The 19272-nt window shown below is 69.8% G+C and carries 15 protein-coding genes, 1 tRNA gene and 1 pseudogene; 4 read left to right on the top strand and 13 right to left on the bottom strand.

Annotation, left to right across the window (positions count from 1 at the left end; genetic code table 11):
• Positions 1 to 65 precede the first annotated feature (65 nt).
• From QSJ33_RS15055 to QSJ33_RS15030, 6 genes are read right to left on the bottom strand one after another with little or no spacing between them, the layout of a single operon-like run.
• Complete coding sequence (locus QSJ33_RS15055) at positions 66 to 530, bottom strand: type II secretion system protein (protein WP_285727706.1); 465 nt, start codon at positions 528 to 530, stop codon at positions 66 to 68.
• On the bottom strand, positions 530 to 2824 hold the full coding sequence (locus QSJ33_RS15050; protein ID WP_285727704.1) for a secretin N-terminal domain-containing protein: 2295 nt from the start codon (positions 2822 to 2824) through the stop codon (positions 530 to 532). The genes QSJ33_RS15055 and QSJ33_RS15050 overlap by 1 nt, the downstream gene beginning before the upstream one ends.
• A gap of 17 nt (positions 2825 to 2841) precedes the next feature.
• Positions 2842 to 3480: a hypothetical protein gene (locus QSJ33_RS15045; protein ID WP_285727702.1), complete on the bottom strand. Its 639-nt coding sequence runs from the start codon at positions 3478 to 3480 to the stop codon at positions 2842 to 2844.
• Complete coding sequence (locus QSJ33_RS15040) at positions 3477 to 4055, bottom strand: hypothetical protein (RefSeq protein WP_285727700.1); 579 nt, start codon at positions 4053 to 4055, stop codon at positions 3477 to 3479. Before QSJ33_RS15040 ends, QSJ33_RS15045 begins: the two co-directional genes overlap by 4 nt.
• A complete protein-coding gene (locus QSJ33_RS15035) occupies positions 4052 to 4885 on the bottom strand; it encodes a PilN domain-containing protein (RefSeq protein WP_285727698.1) in 834 nt (277 codons plus the stop codon). Before QSJ33_RS15035 ends, QSJ33_RS15040 begins: the two co-directional genes overlap by 4 nt.
• Positions 4885 to 5616, bottom strand: coding sequence for a hypothetical protein (locus QSJ33_RS15030; RefSeq protein ID WP_285727696.1), 732 nt, complete (start codon positions 5614 to 5616; stop codon positions 4885 to 4887). Before QSJ33_RS15030 ends, QSJ33_RS15035 begins: the two co-directional genes overlap by 1 nt.
• Before the next feature lie 214 nt (positions 5617 to 5830).
• On the opposite strand from QSJ33_RS15030, the gene QSJ33_RS15025 reads away from it, so the two are divergent.
• On the top strand, positions 5831 to 9340 hold the full coding sequence (locus QSJ33_RS15025; RefSeq protein ID WP_285727693.1) for an AAA family ATPase: 3510 nt from the start codon (positions 5831 to 5833) through the stop codon (positions 9338 to 9340).
• 316 nt (positions 9341 to 9656) lie between these two features.
• Here the strand turns inward: QSJ33_RS15025 and QSJ33_RS15020 are convergent, their stop codons facing one another.
• The 6 genes from QSJ33_RS15020 to QSJ33_RS14995 all read right to left on the bottom strand — a co-directional run bounded on the left by QSJ33_RS15020 (position 9657) and on the right by QSJ33_RS14995 (position 15843).
• The gene (locus QSJ33_RS15020; RefSeq protein WP_285727692.1) at positions 9657 to 11198 is read right to left on the bottom strand and encodes a tetratricopeptide repeat protein; all 1542 of its coding nucleotides are present in this window, start codon (positions 11196 to 11198) and stop codon (positions 9657 to 9659) included.
• Between the two features lie 29 nt (positions 11199 to 11227).
• Positions 11228 to 12163, bottom strand: a complete 936-nt coding sequence (locus QSJ33_RS15015; RefSeq protein WP_285727690.1) for an NAD(P)-dependent oxidoreductase — start codon at positions 12161 to 12163, stop codon at positions 11228 to 11230.
• Complete coding sequence (gene ruvA / locus QSJ33_RS15010; protein WP_285727688.1) at positions 12160 to 12750, bottom strand: Holliday junction branch migration protein RuvA; 591 nt, start codon at positions 12748 to 12750, stop codon at positions 12160 to 12162. The genes QSJ33_RS15015 and ruvA overlap by 4 nt, the downstream gene beginning before the upstream one ends.
• Positions 12751 to 12796: 46 nt before the next feature.
• Positions 12797 to 12872: transfer RNA gene (locus QSJ33_RS15005), tRNA-Ala, on the bottom strand.
• A gap of 96 nt (positions 12873 to 12968) precedes the next feature.
• The gene (locus tag QSJ33_RS15000; protein ID WP_285727685.1) at positions 12969 to 14006 is read right to left on the bottom strand and encodes a 2-oxoacid:ferredoxin oxidoreductase subunit beta; all 1038 of its coding nucleotides are present in this window, start codon (positions 14004 to 14006) and stop codon (positions 12969 to 12971) included.
• A 13-nt stretch (positions 14007 to 14019) separates the two neighbouring features.
• The gene (locus QSJ33_RS14995; RefSeq protein ID WP_285727683.1) at positions 14020 to 15843 is read right to left on the bottom strand and encodes a 2-oxoacid:acceptor oxidoreductase subunit alpha; all 1824 of its coding nucleotides are present in this window, start codon (positions 15841 to 15843) and stop codon (positions 14020 to 14022) included.
• Between the two features lie 213 nt (positions 15844 to 16056).
• On the opposite strand from QSJ33_RS14995, the gene lexA reads away from it, so the two are divergent.
• The gene (lexA, locus tag QSJ33_RS14990) at positions 16057 to 16728 is read left to right on the top strand and encodes a transcriptional repressor LexA (RefSeq protein WP_285727681.1); all 672 of its coding nucleotides are present in this window, start codon (positions 16057 to 16059) and stop codon (positions 16726 to 16728) included.
• An 18-nt stretch (positions 16729 to 16746) separates the two neighbouring features.
• Here lexA and QSJ33_RS14985 read toward each other — a convergent pair whose 3' ends face one another.
• Positions 16747 to 17793 carry an isocitrate/isopropylmalate family dehydrogenase gene (locus QSJ33_RS14985; protein WP_285727679.1) on the bottom strand — a complete coding sequence of 349 codons (1047 nt, stop codon included), beginning with the start codon at positions 17791 to 17793 and terminating at the stop codon, positions 16747 to 16749.
• Positions 17794 to 17883: 90 nt separating this feature from the next.
• Here QSJ33_RS14985 and QSJ33_RS14980 point away from each other — a divergent pair, with 90 nt between their 5' ends.
• A complete protein-coding gene (locus tag QSJ33_RS14980) occupies positions 17884 to 18399 on the top strand; it encodes a peroxiredoxin (protein ID WP_285727676.1) in 516 nt (171 codons plus the stop codon).
• 83 nt (positions 18400 to 18482) lie between these two features.
• Positions 18483 to 19058, top strand: a pseudogene (locus tag QSJ33_RS15615) (GTP-binding protein); the annotation flags it as partial.
• Positions 19059 to 19272 lie beyond the last annotated feature (214 nt).

Raw genomic sequence — 19272 nt, 5'->3', positions numbered from 1 at the left:
CGCGGGTTCCGGCCATGCCGAACCCCAATCCTAGCGCGGTCCGGGGGGACATGCAATCGGCGAATTCACCACTCGTGGTAGGGGATGCCGTTCATGCCGGTGCCGGGGGCGAGGCTGTACACGTCATAGACATGGCCCCCGCCCCAGCTCGTGCTGTTGGCGTCGTCGTTGGAGTTCCGGAGGCCCCACTCCGGCTTCCCGGTGAAGGGATCCACGGGGATCCGCCGCAGGTAGCGGATCTTGCGGGTGGAGGTGCCGGTCCCGGCGGCGGGCACGCCCTCCACCAGCATCTCCAGGCTTTCGGGGTAGAAGTTCGCCTCCGGGGCGGGGGCCTTGATCTTCTGCTGCTCCGCGTCCCGCTTGTAGGCGTCGATGGCCGTGCGCATCTCCCGCAGATCGCGCCGGAGCTCGATCTCCTTCTGGCGCTTCAGGCCGTTCTTCACCAGGGGGACGGTGACGGAAGCAAGGATGAGGAGGACCGTGGCCGTGACGACCAGCTCGAGGAGGGTGAACCCGTTCCTCCGGCGCATCACTGCACGGTCACCAGGGCGTTGGACCAGCGGCCCGTGATCGGATTGTTCCCGGCCATGAACTGGCCACCCTGGATGAGCACGGGTGCGTTGCCGGCCGTGAGGCCCTCCAGCTCGAGGGTCGCGAAGAGGCCGCTGTCGATGCCGGCGGGGTTGCGCTTGAACACGATCCGCAGGGCGCCGTCCTTCCCCGGGTTCTGCTCGAAGGTGCCGCCCTCGTTGGTGATGAACTCGCCGGGGGTGACCGAGACGAGGCGGAGGCCCGGCGGGATGCGGAGGTCGAGGGAGCCCGAGGCCAGGCCCTTGCCTCCGCTCACGGTCAGCGAGATCTGGACGTGCTCCTTGGGGTGGATCTCGGCGGCCACCGGGGACATGAAGAACACCAGGTCCGAGGCCGTGGGCGGGCGCAGGTCCTCGCCGGGGGCGGGGGCCTTCTTGTCCTGGATGGCGTCCGGCGGGGTGGTCGGCGCGGGGGGCTGGGCGGAGACCTGCGGCTGGGGGGCGGGCTGGCCGGGGGCCTGCGGCTGGGTGGCGGGCTTGGGGGCGCCGTTGCCCAGGACGGCGGCCTTGGCCTTCGGGGCGAAGGGGCCGCTGCGGGAGGTGGCGTCATCGGGATTGAAGGGGGCCATGTCCTGCTCGGTCATCACCGGCTTGCGGACCAGCACCGTGCGGATGGTGAGGATGACGTCGGTCTTGGCCTTGTTCTTCCGGGAGTTCCCCAGGAGGCGGCCCAGGATGGGCACGTCCGTCAGGCCCCAGATGCCCTGGAGGCTCTTCTGCTCCTCGTCCTTCAGGAGGCCGCCGAAGATGGCGGTCTCGCCGTCCCGCAGCCGGGCCGAGGTCTTGATCTCGCGGCTGCCCAGGTCGGGCCGGCCCGGGGTGGAGCCCGACTTCAGGGTCGTGACCTTGGTGTCGATCTTCAGCGTGATGTCGCCGTCGTTGTTGACGCGGGGCTCGACCTTGATCTTCACGCCCACGTCCTCGTAGGAGAAGGAGGTCTGGCCCACGCCGCCGAGCAGGGACGAGGCGCTGGCCGTGGTGCCGGTGGTGCCGGTGGTGGGCAGGGAGAGCTGGCTCTGGGTGGTGGAGATCTTCTCGCCGATGTTGATCTCGCCCGACTCGCCGGAGAGGACGCGGATGTTGGGGCTGGCCACCAGGCGGGCGTCGCCGTTGCTCTTCAGGGCATCGAGGGCGAGGTTGGGGAACAGCACGCGGATGTCGGCCCGCTTGATGTTCGTCAGGCCGGAGTTGGTGTTCATGCCCGTGGTGTTGTTCACGGTGGTGGCGCCGATGCGGTAGACCCCCGTGGTGTCGGTGGCGTTGATGACCGGCAGCAGGCCCACCTGCTCCAGGCTGTTCTCGGTCACCTCCATCAGCTCCAGGTAGACCATGACCTCGGCCTTGGGCTTGTCGAGGGTGCGGATCACCTGGTCCACGATGGACAGCTCGGTGGGCTTGGCCTTCACGATGATCGCGTTGATGCGCTTGTCGGTGAACACCCGGAGCTGCGGATTGAGGGTGGTGAGGATGGAGCGGATGGGATCGGGCTCGGCGTTCGACAGGTAGTAGGTCTTCAGGATCTGGTTCTCGTACTGCTCCCGGTTCTGGGGCGTGGACTTGAAGACCATGATGGTGTTCTTGTCGATCACCTTGTAGAACAGGTCGTTCTGCAGCATCAGGGTGTCGAGCACCTTCTGGAAGGGCAGCCCCCGAAGGTCGATGGACACGCTCGCATCCTGGAAGGAGCTGTGGAGGATGATGTTCACGCCCGTGGCGCGGCTCAGGGTCCCGAAGATCTCGCGCAGGCTGGTTCGCCGGCTGAAGTTCAGGTCGATGCCATCGAGGCTGCGCGGGTTCAGCTGCAGTGGGTTCTCGGCATCCGCCTTCGCCTTCATGAGCTCGATGTTGTCGGTGGCGTCCGCCTCCTCCTTGGCCTTCGCCGCCTTTTCGCGGATGCGGATGAGCCAGTCCTGGGCGATCTGGTTGTCGGGATCCAGCACCAGGGCCTTGCGCACTTCGGATTCCACGTTGCCGTCCATGCCCCGGTGTTCGGCCTCGCGGGCGAGGGCGAGGTGGCCCTCCGCGGCCTGCTGGGAGGCCCGGCGGATGCCGATGCGCGCCTTGACGTTGGAGGGATCGGACTGGAGCACGTGGCGGTAGGCCACGACGGCATCGTCGTAGCGGCCCTCGTCGTAGGCCTGGTTGGCCTTGTGCAGGGCGCAGCCCAGGCCGAGGGCCAGGGCGGCGGTCACCAGGAGGAGGCGGCGGGCGAAGGCGAAGGAGGGGGTCTGCATCGGAATCATCCTTCGGATCAGAACTGGTTGGTGACGGGGCCGCCGGAGGCTTCGCGCGCCTCGAGCACCATCCGCAGGTCCGGGTACTTGGTGTTCTGGAATTCGGCCTTGGTGTCGAGCACGGAGACCAGCTTCCAGCGGTCGCTGAGCACCGTCCCCTGGACCAGGGTCACGGGCTCCTCGCCCTTCATGAAGGCGCCGACGAGGCCGGCGGGGCTGCCCTTGAAGAAGCCCAGGTAGCGGAGGTTCTGGGGACGTCCTGCGTACTCGGCGGCCTTCTCCTGGGCCAGTTTCTGGGCGGCCAGCTGTTCCGGGGTGGGCGGCGGGGGCGGCGGGGGCGCCTTCACCTTGGCGGCCGGCGGCGGGGGCGGGGCCTCGAAGAGGAAGAGGTCCCGCTGGACCTTCGCATCGCGGGGCAGCTCGCCCGCCTTGTCCAGGCTGGCGAGGTCCGGGAGCTTGCGCAGGCCCTGCAGCTGGCGGGGGTCCATGCTGCCGGCGCCGCGATCCGGTCCGCTGCGGCGGGCCCGTGGGGCCTCGGGCCACAGGATGTAGGCCATGACGAGGACGAAGGCCGCGAGGGCCGCCTGGGTCTTCCGGTTGCCGCGGAGCTCCTGCAGCATCGCCTTGGCGTCGAAGGGGCGGGTCGCCGGGCTCATGACTCGTCCTCCCGCTCCTGGGTGCCGGCCTTGCGGAAGGCCCGGAGGACGATGTCCAGGCGGGCTCCCTCGGGGCTCTCCTCCAGGCGGCCGTCGCGCACGGCGAAGGGAAGGCCCGAGCCCTCCAGATCCAGCATGAAGGCCTTGTGGTTGGCGTAGAGGCCTACGGCGACGAATTCCACCTCGATGGATTCGAGGCCCGATCCCTTCGTCCCCTCCCGGCTGGCCTGACCGTACTTCACGGTCTGGAGACGCAACCCGTTCTTGTCGGCCAGCTTGTGCAGGGTCTTGCTGAGGTCCCACTGGAGCTCGCCCGTGGACCCCTTCGGAAGGTGGGCCTCCAGGCTGGCGAGGGTCTCCCGCCCGCGGCGGATGCGCTCGGAGAGCTGCTGGAGGTCCGCGAGCTGCTGGGCCTGCTTGTTGCGGGCCTGTTCCGCTTCCTGCTTGGCGCGGCGCTTCTGGGTGAGCTGCTGGGAGGCGTCGGGCAGCACGAACACGGTGACGGCAAGGCCCAGGGCCAGTCCGAGGCCACCGGCGGCGAGACGGATGCGGCTGGCGCGGAGGGAAGCGCTCATTCGGGGCTCCGGTCGTCGCGCGGGTTCTGCCGCGGTCGGCCCACCCGCCGGCGGGGCATGGGCACGGGGCGGGTCTGGATGGTCTCGGGGGTCGGGGCCTGGAGGACCGGGGCCGGGCCGGGTCTCCCGACTGCGGCGGGGCCCTGGGGCGGGACGACCGGAAGCGGGCGCGGCGCGGGGGCTGCCGGGGCGGGCGCCGGCGAGGACGGGGCCGTCGCGGCGCCCTTCCTCACGGGGGTGGGGGCCGACTGCTGGAAGGGGGGCGGGATGGCCACCACCGGGAGGGTCAGCTCGAAGTCCCAGCCGCCGCCCGGCCGCTCGGCCTCGCGCTCCAGGATCACCTGGTCGAACACGGGGGCCTTCCGCAGGGCGCCGATGAAGTCGCTCTCGGCGGCGGCGGTGCGGGCCTCGCCTTTGAGCTTCATCACCACCTGCTGCTCTGCGCCCCGCACCCGCTGCACGGTCCGCAGGCGCATGTCCGGCACCATGCAGCGCTCCAGCTCCGTGGTGAGCCGGGACCATGGGAGGCTGCGCTCCTGGAGGATCCGTTCCGCCAGCTTCCAGCGGGCCTGCTCCTTGGTGGCATCGATGTCCTGGAGGGTGCCCTGGATCTCCTGCTCCCGCCGGGCGACCCGCCGGGCCTCCTCGGTGAGGCTCACGGCGTCCCGGCCGGCCCGCCGGGCCTGGTAGTAGGCCCGCCAGGAGAAGCCAAGGGCGCCCATGAGGAAGAGGGAACCGGCCGCCAGGGCGGTCCAGCCCAGGGTCTTGTGCTGCTGGCGCCAGAGGCTCGGGTGGGGCGCGAGGTTGAGGCCGAGGACGGGAACGGCCATCAGCGCACCTCCCCGGCGGGGGCCCGGTCATCCAGGCAGCGCACGGGCACCGTGCCCTCGGGCCAGGTCCGCGCGCCCCACACCAGCATCTGCTGGGGTGTGCGGGCCTCCCGCTGGAGGAAGGCGGCGCTGGGCGCGATCCGCTCCTCGTTCCAGCCATCGGGGGAGAGGGGTTCCGACCACTGCCGGACCAGGCAGAGGGTGCGCCCCCAGGCGACGAGGGTGCCGGCGTAGCGGTCTCCGCCGGCAGGGCTCAGCGAGAGCAGCATCCCGGGCAGGTCGAATCCCGGGGCCAGCTGGTTGTAGAGGTGCAGCCAGCGGGGGGTCAGGGCCCGCATGCCGCGGTCCAGGCGCAGGCTGAGCTGGATCCAGGTCTCCCGGAGGTCCTCCCGGATGCCCGCGGCCAGCCAGGTGCCAGACTCGACGAGGATCGACTGGACCGCGTGGGGCTCCTCCAGGGCCAGGGTCTGCCCGAAGCGCCATCGGAAGAAGGCCTCCTGGGCCTCCGCGCCCCGGGGCAGCTCCGGAAGGTCCCGGAGGAGCACCGAGGGGACCCAGAGATCGTCCACCACCCAGCGGGTGGGTCCGGCGGGCAGGGCGGCCAGGGCCTGGGCGAGCTGGTCCTCCGTGGGCAGGCCGGAGAGGGGGCGCTGGTGGGCGCCCGCCTGGATGCGGTGTCCCTCCACCCAGAGGAGGGAGGGGTCCTGGGTCTGGAGGAAGGGCAGCCTCACCGGTCGCTCCCCCGTCCGGGGCACCCCGCGGACCGGTTCAGGGCCATGGCCGGTCGGGGCCTCGTCTTGGAAAAGGGATGCACGCGAACTCCAGGCCAGGGGAAGTGACGAGTCTACCGGGCTTCGGTCCGATTCCCAAGGGGACGGGCGTCACGGTTGGTGTGGAATGATGGGGGGAGATGTTCCCGCCGTTTTCCCCTGGAGCGCTGACCGCGTGCGCCTGATCTCCCTCGAACTCCACGGATTCAAATCCTTCGCCGAGGCCCAGAAGCTGAGCTTCCCGGGCGGCATGACGGCGGTGGTGGGGCCCAACGGCTGCGGGAAGTCCAACATCTCGGACAGCCTGGCCTGGGTCCTGGGGGAGCAGCGCCCCTCCATGCTCCGAGGTTCCGAGATGGCCGATGTCATCTTCGCGGGCACCGCCACCCGGCGGTCCATGGGCCTCGCGGAGGTGAAGCTGGTCCTGGAGATGCCCGACCCGGCCCTGCCCGGGGCCACCCGCGAGGTGACCATCGCCCGGCGCCTCTACCGCGACTCCGGCAGCGAATACCGCATCAATGGCCGGGAGGCCCGGCTGAAGGACGTGCAGGACCTGCTGCTGGACACGGGCATGGGCACCCGGGCCTACAGCTTCATCCAGCAGGGGCAGATCGACCTCATCCTCAGCAGCAAGCCCAAGGACCGGCGCCTCCTGCTGGAGGAGGCCGCCGGCATCACCCGCTACAAGCTCCGCCGCGCCGACGCCGAGAAGCGGCTGGAGGAGACGAAGGGCAACCTGCAGCGCCTCGACGACATCCTCTTCGAGCTGAACAAGCAGATGGACTCCCTGCGGCGCCAGGCCGCCCGGGCCCGGAAGGCCCAGGAGCTGGATGCCCAGATCAAGGCCGCCCAGCGTGTCCTGCTGGCCGGCAAGGCGGTGGAGCTGGAGGCCGCCAAGCAGCGCATCCTCGACCAGCTGGACGCCGCCGAGCGCCGGGTGGCGGAACTCACGGCCCAGGTCTCGGAGAAGGCCTCCGAGGTGGAGGCCCTGCGCCTGTCAGTGGACGAGCAGCAGCAGGCCCAGTCGCGCCGGGCCAGCGCGCTCCTGGCCCTCGACCAGCGTCTGCAGCTGGCGGACCAGGAGCGGGGCTTCCAGGAGGATCGCCGCCGGGAGGCCCTCGAGCAGCGGACCCGGCTCGAGGAGCATCTGCAGGGCCTGGCGGCCCGGCTGGCGGAATCCGGCGATGCCTTCCAGGCCCTCGAGGCCCAGCTGCAGGCCGCCTCGGCTGTCCTGGCCGACCGGGAGGCGGACCTGGCGAAGGTGGAGGAGGCCGCCGCCCTGGCCCAGGGAGGCCTGCGGCACGAGGAGGCCGAACTGCACGCCCACCGGCAGCGGAAGGCCGAATCCCAGCAGGAGGCCCAGGCCCGCCAGAAGCAGCGCCTGGCCTTCCACAGCCAGATCGCCCAGCTGGAGGGCCGCCTGGATGCCCTGAACCACGAAGAGTCCATCCGGGCGCCCCGCCTCGAGGGGCTCCAGGAGGAGGCGGCCCAGGTGTCGCGCAGCCTGGAGGGCATCCTCGAGCAGCTGGAGCAGGGCGAGGAGGCGGCCCAGGTGCAGCGCCGCCGGGCCGAGTCCCTGGAAGAAGCCCAGCGCATCCTGGCCCAGGACCACCACCGGGCCGAGGCCGAGCTGGACGCGGCGGAACGCCGCCTGCGGCAGATCTCCGACTCGCTGTCCCGCAGCTTCGGCGATGCGGGGATGCAGTCGGGCCTGGAATGGCTCCGGCAGCAGGGGCTCCGGGCCCGTCCGCTGGTCGAGCAGCTCACCGTGGACGAGTCCGTACGGGGCGATGTGGAGCGCCTCCTGGGCTCCTGGCTGGAGGCCCTGGCCGCGGATGCAGGCCTCCTGGGCCGGGCCGCCGAGGCCCCCGGCCACCTCCTCCTCGCCCTGGAGGGCGCCGGGGAGGCGCCCGCGGTTCCTGTTGGATGCGAGCCCCTCCGCGACCGCCTCCGCTGGTCGGGGACCGAGCGCCCCCTGGGCGGTCTCCTCGACCGGGCCTTCCGCTGTGCGGACGCCGACCTGCCGGCCCTCGCCCAGGCCCATGCGGATCTCGCCTTCGTCTCGCCCGCCTTCGTGCGCCTGCCCTTCGGCCCCGTGCAGCTGGGCGTCTCCGCGCCCGCGGCCTCGCCGCTGAAGCTCCGCGCCGAGCAGGAGGAGGCCCGTGCCACGCGGGAGGCCCTGCTGGACCGCCTGGAGGAGCTGGAGTCCCGCCGGGGGAAGGGCGGTGATGAGGCCCGCGAGGCCCGGGAGCGTCTGAAGGAGATCGAGGACGACCTGCGGACCACCCGGGCCCGGGCCGAGGGCCTGCGGGGCCAGAAGACTTCGGCCGAGGCCCAGCTCCAGGAGATCCGCGCCGCCAGCGAGCGGGCGGATGCCCTCTGGACCCAGATCGAGGGCGAGATCAAGCGCCTGCAGGGGCTGCTGCGGGAGCTGGACGAGCATCCCGAGGAGGCGGTGGACGCCGCGCTGGAGGCCGCCATCCAGGAGGCCGAGGGGCGGGTCCGTGAGGCCCGGCAGCGGCTGGACGAGGTGCGGGAGCACCGGCTGGAGGCCGCCCGCGCCAGGGACGCGGCCTGGGCCGAACGGGATGGCCACGAGCGGCACCTCCAGCTGGCCCAGCGGGGTCGCTTCGACCTGGAGGCCGAGCGCCAGCGGCAGGAAGGGGAGATGCAGGAGCTGGCCACCCGGGCCGAGGGCTGCCGCCACCGGCTGGAAGAGCTGGAAGGCGAGAGCCAGTCCCTCCTCTCGCAGCGGGAGACCGTCCAGGCCGAGGCCCGGGAGGCCCAGCCGAAGCTGGAGCTGGACGCGGAGACCCTGCGGGTCCACGAACGGTCCGCCCGCGAGCTGCAGGAGGCCCTGGAGAACGCCCGGGCCCAGCACCAGGAGGTGCTGCTCCACGGGGCCCAGGTGCAGGGCAGCCAGGAGGCCCTGGCCAAGGAAGTCGAGCTGGCCCTGGGCACCGACATCCCCACCTTCCTGGCGGGCATCAGCGAGGCGGAGCGGGAGGCCTGGGCCGAGGGCGAGATCGTCCACCAGACCCGGCTGAACGAGCTGCAGGGGAAGCGGCTGGAGCTGGGCGGCGTGAACCCCCTGGCCATCCAGGAGCTGGAGGAGGCGGAGACCCGCCTGGCCTTCATGAACGAGCAGCGGGCGGACGTCACCTCCGCCATCGGCAACCTGGAGTCCACCATCCAGGAGATCAACGCCACCAGCGAGGAACGGTTCCGGGAGGCCTTCGACTTCGTGAACGCCCGGTTCTCGGAAGTCTTCCGCGAGACCTTCGGCGGGGGCAGCGCCCACCTGAGCCTGGAGGACCCGAAGAGCCTCCTGGAATGCGGCATCGAGATCACCGCCCAGCCCCCCGGCAAGACGGCCAAGGCCCTCACCCTCCTCAGCGGCGGCGAGAAGGCCCTCACGGCCATCTCCCTCCTCTTCGCCATCTTCCACTTCAAGCCCAGCCCCTTCTGCGTGCTGGACGAGGTGGACGCCCCCCTGGACGAGGCCAACGTCGGCCGGTTCGCCGCCCTGGTGCAGAAGATGAAGGCCGACACCCAGTTCATCGTCATCACGCACCAGAAGCCCACCATGGTGGCCGCGGACACCCTCTACGGCGTGACCATGGAGGAGGCGGGCTGCTCCCGGCTGGTCAGCGTCCAGCTGAAGGAAGCCGCCGAACTGGTGTGACGGGAAGGTCCCCCGGGAGGGCCTTTCGCCCCTGCTTTGCCGGTGTCCAAGGCCTTTTCGCGTGTCAATGCGAAAGAAAGCGGAAAATGTGGAAAACCCCGGCCGGCGACGCCTTCAAATAAGACTCGTGAATAATCTATTTAAATGTTGAAAATATTTGATTTGATATGCCTATTCTCGTGTGCAGTATGCCTGGGAAATTCATCTACTCACTGGATTTAGGCCCCAGTCCGGAGGAAAATCCACAGGCTTTTCCACACCGGGTGTCAGGAAACCCGTAACTCCCCTGAAACATGGGGGTGACGCGGCTGTGACATCAGACCTCGACATCCGGCACGAGGCGTTCATTCCGGAGCCACTCCCGGAGGGTGTCCTCGTGGATGCCCAGCTGGGCCAGGTGGTCGGTCGCCATCTTGAGGCTCTGACCTTCGTCGCGGCAAATGAGGAGGCGCTGCTTCCAGGCCTCCACGGCCCGGCCGCGCAGTTCCGGCTCCCCGTGGTTCATGCGCTTCTCCAGCACGAATCCCAGGTTGTTGGCGGCCTTGCGGTGGTGGTGCTCCAGGGTCAGGGCCTTCTCGTAGGCCTCCGTGGCTTCCTTCCAGCGCTCCGTCACTTCCAGGGCCACCCCCTTGGCATTCCAGACATCGGCGTCCTGGGGCGCCAGGGCCATGGCCTGGTCCACCATGCTCATCTGGTCCTCGCGGCGGTTGGCGAAGCGGTAGATCTCGGACAGGCCGAGGTAGGCGCTGTACTCCCCGGGATCCAGCTCCAGGGCCTGGAGGAAGGCCTGCTCGGCCGCGGTGCTCTGCTTGGATTCGAGCAGGGCGTACCCGAGCTGGACCTGGAGGTCCGAGGCGTCGGGCTCGCGCATGAGGGCCTCGCGGTAGCAGCGCAGGGCGTCCTCCCAGCGGTTCTCCTCCCGGGCCATGTCGCCCAGGGCGGCCCAGGGATTGGCGGCGTCGGGATCGGTCTCGGTGGCGAGGCTGAAGTAGGAGACGGCGCCATCGCGGTCACCCATGTCGCGCTTCAGTTCGCCGAGCAGGGCCTGGGCCTCGGCCAGCACGGGCGCGGGGGGGGCCAGCAGCATGAGCGTGTGGAGCTGGCCCTGGGCCAGTTCCAGATGCCCCTGTTCGCTGAAGATCTCGGCGAGGATGAAGTAGCTGGCGGGATCACCGATGTGGAGGCTCCGGGCCTTCTGGATGCACCGGAGGCCCTCCTCCAGGTCGCCGCGCTTGAGCAGCTGCTCGCCGAGGGCGTGCCAGCCCCAGTAGTAGCACTCGTCGGCCTTCAGGGCCGCCAGGAGCTGCGCCTCGGCGCCGGTCCAGTCGCCCATCTGCTCCAGGGCGATGGCCAGCAGGCGGAGGGTGCGGGGATCCTTCGGCTGGAGGCTCAGGGCCTTCAGCAGCCAGGCCTTGGCCTCGGGCGCCTGCCCGCGGTGCAGGTGCAGGAGGCCCATCAGCTCCAGGGCCTTCGCATCCTGCCCCTGGAGGGCCAGGGACTGCTGGAGGGAGAGCTCGGCGCCATCGGGATCCTGCAGCAGGAGCCGGAGGTAGCCGAGGTTCCGCAGGTGGGCGCTGTCCTTGGGGGACTCGTCCCGCAGGGATTCGAGCTGGGCGAGGAGTTCCAGGCCCTCCTCCTCCGGCGCGTGGTCGCCGTGGCAGAGGAGCCGCTCGAACCAGGCTTCGCCGTGGGCGCGGTCCTCCGCCAGGAGGCCCTCCAGGATCTCCTTGGCCTCCGCGTGGCGTCCGCGCCCGTTGAGGGCGCGGGCCAGGCCAAGGCGCTCCTCGAAGGCGGTACCCGCCCTCTCCTTCAGGGCGGTCAGCCCGGGATCGAGCAGCTTGAGCCAGGGGCGTGCCATGGGAGTCCTCGCGGTGGGGCTACAGCTTATCACCGGGGGGCGGCCAGTGCCGCCGCGAGGCCGTCGCAGAGCAGCTTCGCCATGGCCTCGCGGGTCTCCACCGTCGCGGATCCGAGGTGCGGGAGCAGCACGGTGCGGGGCGTCCCGAACCAGCGCGGATCCACCGCCGGCTCGCCCGCATAGACATCGAGCCCCACGCCGCCCAGGTGGCCGGAGCCGAGGAGCGCCATGGCGGCGGATTCGTCGAGGATGCCGCCCCGTGCGGTGTTGATGACCACGGCGCCGGCGGGGAGCCGCTCCAGGGCCGGCCGGTCCAGGAGGCCGCGGGTCTGCTCCGTGAGCGGGCAGTGGAGGGACAGCACGGCGCTCTGGGGCAGGAGGTCCGGGAGGGCGAGACGCGGCGCGCGGTCCGGGCCGAAGTCCACGGACCCGCCGGACCCGTCCCGGTCCCAGAAGCGGGGCGTCATGCCCAGGGCCCAGACCCGGCGGGCGAAGGCCCGGCCGATGGGGCCGCTGCCGAGGATGCCGCAGGCCTTGCCGGCGAGGCCGGGCCCGAGCAGCTGGTCGGGCGCCCAGCCGGTCCAGGCCCCGGAGCGCACGAGGGCCTCGCCCTCGGCCACCCGGCGGGTGACCGCCAGGAGCAGGGCCAGGGCGAGATCCGCGGTCGCATCCGTGAGCACGCCGGGTGTGTTCACCACCGTGATGCCCCGCGTCTGGCAGGCCGCCAGGGGCAGGTGGTTCACGCCCACGGAGTAGGTGCCGATGGCGCGGAGGCGGGGCGCGGCGGCGAGATCGGCCTCGGCGAGGGGTTCGGAGAGCAGGACGACCAGAGCCTCGGCGTCCGGCAGGGCGGCGGTCCATTCGGGGGAACGGAACGGGGCGATGCGGAGGTCCGGGAAGCGGGTACCGAGGTCGGCCAGGGCCGGGCCCACGAGGGCGGAGGTGGCGAGGATGCGCGTGCTCATCGCTGCAGCGCCTTCAGGGAACGGCGGATGGCCTCTGCCAGGGGCGGCTTCTCGTCCCGCAGCTCCGCCACCACCGGCAGGACCATCTCCTCCTTGAAACCCAGGTTCGTGAGGGCGGACCTGAGATCGGATTCCCACGGATCGCCCGCAGCCCCCGAGCCGCCCAGCCCGGAGAGGCCGGAGATCCCGCCCATCTTCTCGGACAGCTCGAAGCACAGCTTCTCCGCCGTCTTCTTCCCGACGCCCGGGATGCGGGTGAGGGCCTTCACGTCGCGGGTGCGGATCGCCAGCACCAGATCCTCCAGGGGCAGGGCGCCCAGGGCCGCCAGGGCGAGTTTGGGCCCCACGCCGTCCACCTTGACCAGCAGCCGGTAGAGCTCCCGCTCCTGGGCCGTGGCGAACCCCAGCAGGGAGAGCTCGTTCTCCCGCACCAGCAGTTCCGTGTGGAGGATGACCTCGGCCCCCGGCTCGGCCAGCAGGCCGTAGGTGGACAGGCTGATGGCCGCCGCGTAGCCGACCCCGCCGCATTCGACGAGCGCCAGGTTCGGCAGCTTCTGGATGAGTTCCCCGCGCAGGCGTCCGATCATCCCTCCAGCATACAAAACGGGCGGCCGGCGCCGCCCGTTTTGTGACTGGTGGACCTGATCAGGATCGAACTGACGACCTCCGCATTGCGAACGCGGCGCTCTCCCAGCTGAGCTACAGGCCCACGAAGCTCCAGTGTAGCGTGGCCCTGCCGTCCGTCAATGCGCAGGGTACGCGGACGGCCGCCCTGCCGGGCGGCCGTTCCGGGGGATCCCTGGACCTACTTCAGCGTTTCCATGATGGCGGCCAGCACCTCGGGGCCGGGCTTCACGGCGGACTCGGGCAGGCTGACCAGAGGCTCGTCCACGAGGTTCAGCACCTCGGGCAGGGGTGCGTTCTGGGGGTTGATGTAGAGCAGGCCCGTGAGGAACTCGCCCTTATGCATGGACTCGTGGATGGCCTTGCTGGCCGAGAAGCGGTCCGTGGGGTCATAGCCTTCGTGGATGGCCTTGATGGCCACCTTGGAGCCGTCGGGGAAGGTGACGATCTCCGTCTCGCCGGCGGCGATCTCCACGTCCTCGACCTCCGAATACTGGATGAAGCCCAGGTCGTGGAGGGGGAAATCGTGGTCCTTGACGTGCTTGTAGGAGCGCGTCGAGGCGTCGTGGTTGTTGAAGGTGACACAGGGGCTGATGATGTCGATCACCGAGGTGCCTTCGTAGGCGAAGGCGGCCTTGAGGATGGCGTTCAGCTGCTTGGGGTTGCCGGAGAAGGAGCGGGCCACGAAGCCGCAGCCCAGCTCGATGGCCAGGGTGCAGGGGTCGATGGGGGGAAGGTTGTTCACGGCCCCGGACTTGAGGTGGGAGCCCTTGTCCGCGGTGGCGGAGAACTGGCCCTTGGTGAGGCCGTAGACGCCGTTGTCCTCGATGATGTAGATCATCGGGACATTGCGCCGGACCGCATGGACGAACTGGCCCATGCCGATGGACATGGAATCGCCGTCGCCGGAGACGCCGATGTTGATGAGGCTGCGGTTGGCCAGGGAGGCGCCGGTGGCGATGGCGGGCATGCGGCCGTGCACGCTGTTGAAGCCCCAGCCCTGGTTCAGGAAGTAGGCCGGGGTCTTGGAGGAGCAGCCGATGCCGGAATACTTGGCGACCCGGTAGCCCTCGATGCTGGACTCGAAGGCGGCGTTGATGATCTGGCCGGTGATGCTGTCATGACCGCAGCCGGCGCAGAGGGTGGACTTGGAGCCCACGTAGTCCTGCTTGGTCATGCCGAGGCGGTTGGTGGGAGCGGAAGGGGTGGCAGTGGACATGTCAGGCTCCTCTCTACTTCTGCTCGAAGGCGGTGATCTGGTCCACGATGCACTTCGCGTCGATGGCGAGGCCGTCGTAGTGCAGGACGTTCTTGAACTTGGTGGCGTGCTCCGGATAGAACTCGCGGAGCAGGTTGGCCATCTGGCCATCCCGGTTCTGCTCGACCACGTAGACCACCTGCTTCGCCTTCACGAAGGCATCCACCTCGGCGGTGAAGGGCAGGGCCCGCAGCCGGAGGTAGTCGGTCTTCACGCCCTGCTCGGCGAGGGTGTCCTGGGCCTCGACCACCGCCGGATCGCTGGAGCCGAAGGCCAGGATGCCCTTGTCGGAGCCGAGGTTCCGGAAGACTGGTCCCGGCACGTAGGACTTGGCGGTCTCGTACTTCTTCCGGAGGCGGTTCACGACGGAGACGTAGTCCTCGGGCTTCTCGGAATAGAGGGCGTAGTCGTTGTGGCCCGAGCCGCGGGTGAAGTAGGCGCCCTTGCCGCCGGGGGTCCCGGGCAGGGTGCGGTAGCAGATGCCGTCCCCGTCGACGTCCTTGTAGCGGCCCCAGTCCTTGATCTCCGCCAGCTGCTGCTGGTTGAGGACCTTGCCGCGGTCGAAGGGCTTGTCGGGGTAGGTGAAGGGCTTGGAGGACCAGTTCTGCATGCCGAGGTCGAGGTCCGTCACCACGAAGATCGGGGTCTGGAAGCGCTCGGCCAGGTCGAAGGCGTCGTAGGAGAACTGGAAGCACTCCTCCATGTTCCCGGGGTAGAGGTTGATGTGCAGCGTGTCGCCGTGGCTGGCCTTGGCGCACATCTCGATGTCGGACTGCTGGGTGCGGGTGGGCAGGCCGGTGCTGGGGCCGGTGCGCGCCACGTTGAAGAAGACGCCGGGGGCCTCGACGTAGTAGCCCAGGCCGATGAACTCGCTCATGAGGGAGATGCCGGGGCCCGCCGTGGAGGTCATGGACCGGGCGCCCGCCCAGCCGGCGGCCAGCACCACGCCGGCCGAGGCCAGCTCGTCCTCCATCTGCACGATGGCGACGTTCGACTTGCCGGTCTTGGGATCCTTGCGGTACTCCTCGGCGTATTCGATGAAGGTCTCGACGAGGCTGGAGGCGGGGGTGATGGGATACCAGCCCACCACGGTGACGCCGGCGAACATGGCGCCGAGGGCGCAGGCCTCGTTGCCGTCCACGATGATCAGGCCCTGGGTCTTGTTGTCGCGCACGACCCGGATGTGGTCCTGGTCGGGCAGGTTCTCCATGGCCCAGTCGTAGCCCGCCAGGGCGGCGTTCTGGTTGAGCTCCACGGCCTTGGCCTTGCCCTTGAGCTGCTTGGCGATGGCCTTCTTGGCCTCCTCCATGTCCACGCCCAGGATCCGCGCGGCCACGCCGACGTAGATCATGTTCTTCACCAGCTTGTGCAGCTTGGGCTCGGGGCAGGAGGCGGTGACCAGCTTCTGGAAGGGCACGGGGAAGCAGGTGAGGTCCGCACGGAGCTTGTCCAGCTGCAGGGGCTCGTCATAGATCACGAGGGCGCCGGGGTCGGCCTTGGCGATGTCCTCCTTGGCCGTCTCCGGGTTCATGAGGATGAGCATCTCGTTCGTGGCCTTGCGGGCCACGTAGCCCTTCGCGCTCGCCCGGATCGTGAACCAGGTGGGCAGTCCCGCGATGTTGGAGGGGAAGAGGTTCTTCCCGCTCACGAACACGCCCATCTGGAAGATGGCGCGGAGCAGCACGGTGTTCGCCGTCTGGGAGCCCGATCCATTGACCGTGGCCACCTGGATGGAAAAATCATTGATCCGGGTTTTCGCCCCTCCGGTCACGGCAGGGGAGGCTAGGGCGGCAGTCATGGGGACTCCTTTCTCATCAGGACGCGCACGTCGAGGAGGGCGGAAAGAGGACGTGGAGGGCGCAAATGCTTGACCCTCAAGGCCATCCGCCAGTATGCCAGAGGCGGGGTGAGGGTTCTATTGAGGGGTTTTCCCGGGAGGTGTTCGCGGATCTGAAATAAAGCGAAAAAAAAGGGATTGACCCCGTCCGGGGCGGGTCCTACCTTGAATTCCATGAAAGCCAGCGATCTCACCAAGCGGCAGCAGGCCGTCCTCAACTTCATCCGGACCTTCCTCCAGGAGGAGGGCCGCAGCCCCACCCTCTCGGAGATCGCCAAGGGCGTGGGGTCCAGCGCGGTCTCGACCATCCACAAGCATGTCCAGCACCTCATGGACAAGGGCTTCCTCGTCCGGAGCCATGGCAAGGGCAACAACCTGGTGGTGTCCACGGCCATCGCCGGAGAGCCGGTGGGCGAGGCCATGGATCGGGCCGAAGCGAACCCCCCGGCGCTGCGGGCACCCGCCATGCGCCTGATCCCCTTCTGCGGCGACGTGGCCGCCGGGACCCCGCTCCTCCCGGAGAGCCGTGCCCTGCCCATCGAGGTGCCCAACAGCATCCACCGCCAGCGGGATGAGATCTTCGTGCTGCGGGTGCGGGGGGATTCCATGGTGGACGATGCCATCCTGGACGGGGACCTGGTCGTCCTCCAGCGGAAGGGCGAATACCGCAACGGAGACCGGGTGGTGGCCCTCCTCGATGGCGAGGAGGTCACCCTCAAGGAATTCCGGCGGGATGCCAAGGGTGTCTGGCTGGTCCCCCACAACCCCGACCTCAAGCCGAGGGTCTACCCTCCCCATCGGGTCGAGATCCAGGGCCTCCTCATCGGCGTGATGCGGAGCTGCTGAGCTCGGGAGCTCGGCGGATCAGGCCGTCAGGCGGCTCCGGATGGCCGCGCCCATGGCGCGGGTGCCCAGGGTGCCCCCGAGATCGGGCGTGGCGGCGCCTCCCTGCAGGGCCACCGTCACGGCCTGCTCGAGGGCCTGCGCCTCCGGCGCCCAGCCCAGGTGACGGAAGAGCAGGGCGGTGCTGAGGAACATGCCCGTGGGGTTCGCGAGGTCCCGACCGACCAGGTCGGGCGCGGAGCCATGCACGGGTTCGGCCAGGGCCGAGCAGCGGTACGGTCGGTGCGGGGCCCAGCTCAGGGAGGGCGCCACGCCCATGCCCCCCTGGAAGGCCGCCAGCAGGTCGCTGATGAGGTCGCCCAGGTAGTTGTCCGCGGCGATGACGCCGAAGGGGCGAGGGTCCTGCACCAGGGCGCAGAGCAGGGCGTCCGCATGCATCCCCCGGGCCGGCACCGACGGATGGCTGGCGCGGATCGCCTCGAACACGCGCAGCCAGAGCCCGTGCCCGTGCTTCAGGACGTTGGCCTTGTGGGCCACGGTCAGGGCGCAGCCCCGTTCCGCGGCCCGGGCGAAGGCGGCTTCCAGCAGGCGCCGAACCGCCGGCTCCGAGTGCTCGGCGAAGTCCGTGGCCCGGCCGGGCTCCGAGACGCCCTTCAGGCAGTAGGGGCCCTCCGTGTTCTCGCGGAAGACCTCGATCCACACCTGGCCTGCGGGCACGTCCTTGAGGGGGACGTGGGCTTCGAGGAGGGGACGGCAGGGCCGGCTGTTCACGGCGAGTTCCAGGTCCCGGCGGAGCCGCAGCAGGATGCCCTCCGCGTGGCGGCCGTCCGGCACCCGCGGATCGCCCACCGCCCCGAAGAGGATGCCGTCCGTGCCGTCGCGGAGGGTCTCGAAGGCCGTCTCGGGGAGGATCTCGCCGGTGGCGAGGTAGCGCTCGGCGCCCCAGGGATGGCGGTCCCAGGCCAGGTCCCGTCCCCGGTCGCGGACCCAGTCCAGTACGGGGAGGACCTCCGCCACCACCTCCGGGCCGATGCCGTCCCCGGGGATCACCGCCAGCCGTGTCGTCACGTCCGCTCCTGCGATTCCGCGAACCGGATGGACCTTCCGCGGCATCTGATCGAGTATGGCGAATCCTCGCCTTTGAGCGAAAGGAGGCCCATGCGCCCACTCCTGAAAGGAACCCTCGTGTCCATCCTCACCCTGCTGGCCGGCAGCGCCCGGGCGGCCATGCCCGTGGTGGGCCAGCCCGCCCCCGCCTTCCAGTCCCTCGACCAGGACGGGCATCCCGTCGCCCTGGCCGACTTCAAGGGCAAGCCCGTGGTGCTCTACTTCTACCCCAAGGACGAGACCCCCGGCTGCACCACGGAGGCCTGCAGCTTCCGGGACGGCTACGCCGCCATCCAGGCCACCGGGGCCGTGATCCTGGGCGTGAGCGCCGATGATGTCGCGAGCCACAAGGCCTTCGCGGAGAAGTTCCACCTCCCCTTCCGGCTCGTGGCGGATGCGGACCACCGGATCATCGACGCCTACGGCGTGCGCATGCCCGTGCTCGGGTGGGCCAAGCGCACCACCTTCCTCGTGGACCGGGCGGGTGTCATCCGCAAGGTGTTCCAGGGCGTGAATCCCGCCGGCCACGCCCAGGAAGTGCTGGCCGCCCTGAAGACCCTCCCTTAATTCTTCTTAACAACGGGAACTTAGGTTGAGCCCGGGCTTCGGCCCGGGCTATGCTTTCTCATCCCCGAAACGAGGACTCAAGGATGGTTTTCTTCAATCACGCCACGCGGCAGATGACGGCGAAGATCGTCTACTACGGCCCGGGTCTGTGCGGGAAGACCACCAACCTCAACACCATCTACGGCAAGACGAGCCAGAAGGCCCGCGGCGAGATGGTCAGCCTCAACACCGAGACGGACCGCACGCTCTTCTTCGACCTGCTGCCCATGGACGTGGGCATGGTGGGCGGATTCAAGACCAAGCTCCAGCTCTACACGGTGCCGGGCCAGGTGTTCTACAACAGCACCCGCAAGCTCGTGCTCAAGGGGGTGGACGGCATCGTCTTCGTGGTGGACAGCCAGACCGCCATGCTGGACGCCTGCCGCGAGAGCTATCAGAACCTCGCCGAGAACCTGAGGGAGCTCGGCCTCCAGATCGATGACCTGCCGCTGGTCTACCAGTGGAACAAGCGGGACCTGAAGAACGTGGTGCCGGTGGAGGAGCTCGAGTCGATCTTCAACACCCGGGGCGTGCCCAGCTTCCAGTCCGTGGCCTCGGACGGCTCGGGGGTCTTCGAGACCCTCCGCGGCATCACCCGGCTGGCCCTGTCCCACATCAAGACCCACGTGCTCGGCGAGGGCCAGGCCGCCCCGGAGGCCCCGGCCCCGGCGCCCGTCGTCCCGCCCCCCCCGGCGCCCAGGCCCAGCGTGGAGGCCCTCACCCTCTCCGACCTGCCCTCCGTGACCGACCTCCTGGACATGGAGGCCCCCCGGGCCGCCTCCGGGGCGGAGCTGCCGCCGGGGCCGCTGGCGGACGAGGATGACGACGACGACA

The organism is Geothrix rubra, from assembly GCF_030268065.1.
Lineage (GTDB): Bacteria > Acidobacteriota > Holophagae > Holophagales > Holophagaceae > Geothrix > Geothrix rubra.
Note: the sequence above shows the minus strand (reverse complement) of the source record. Positions and strands in the feature narration are given on the sequence as shown.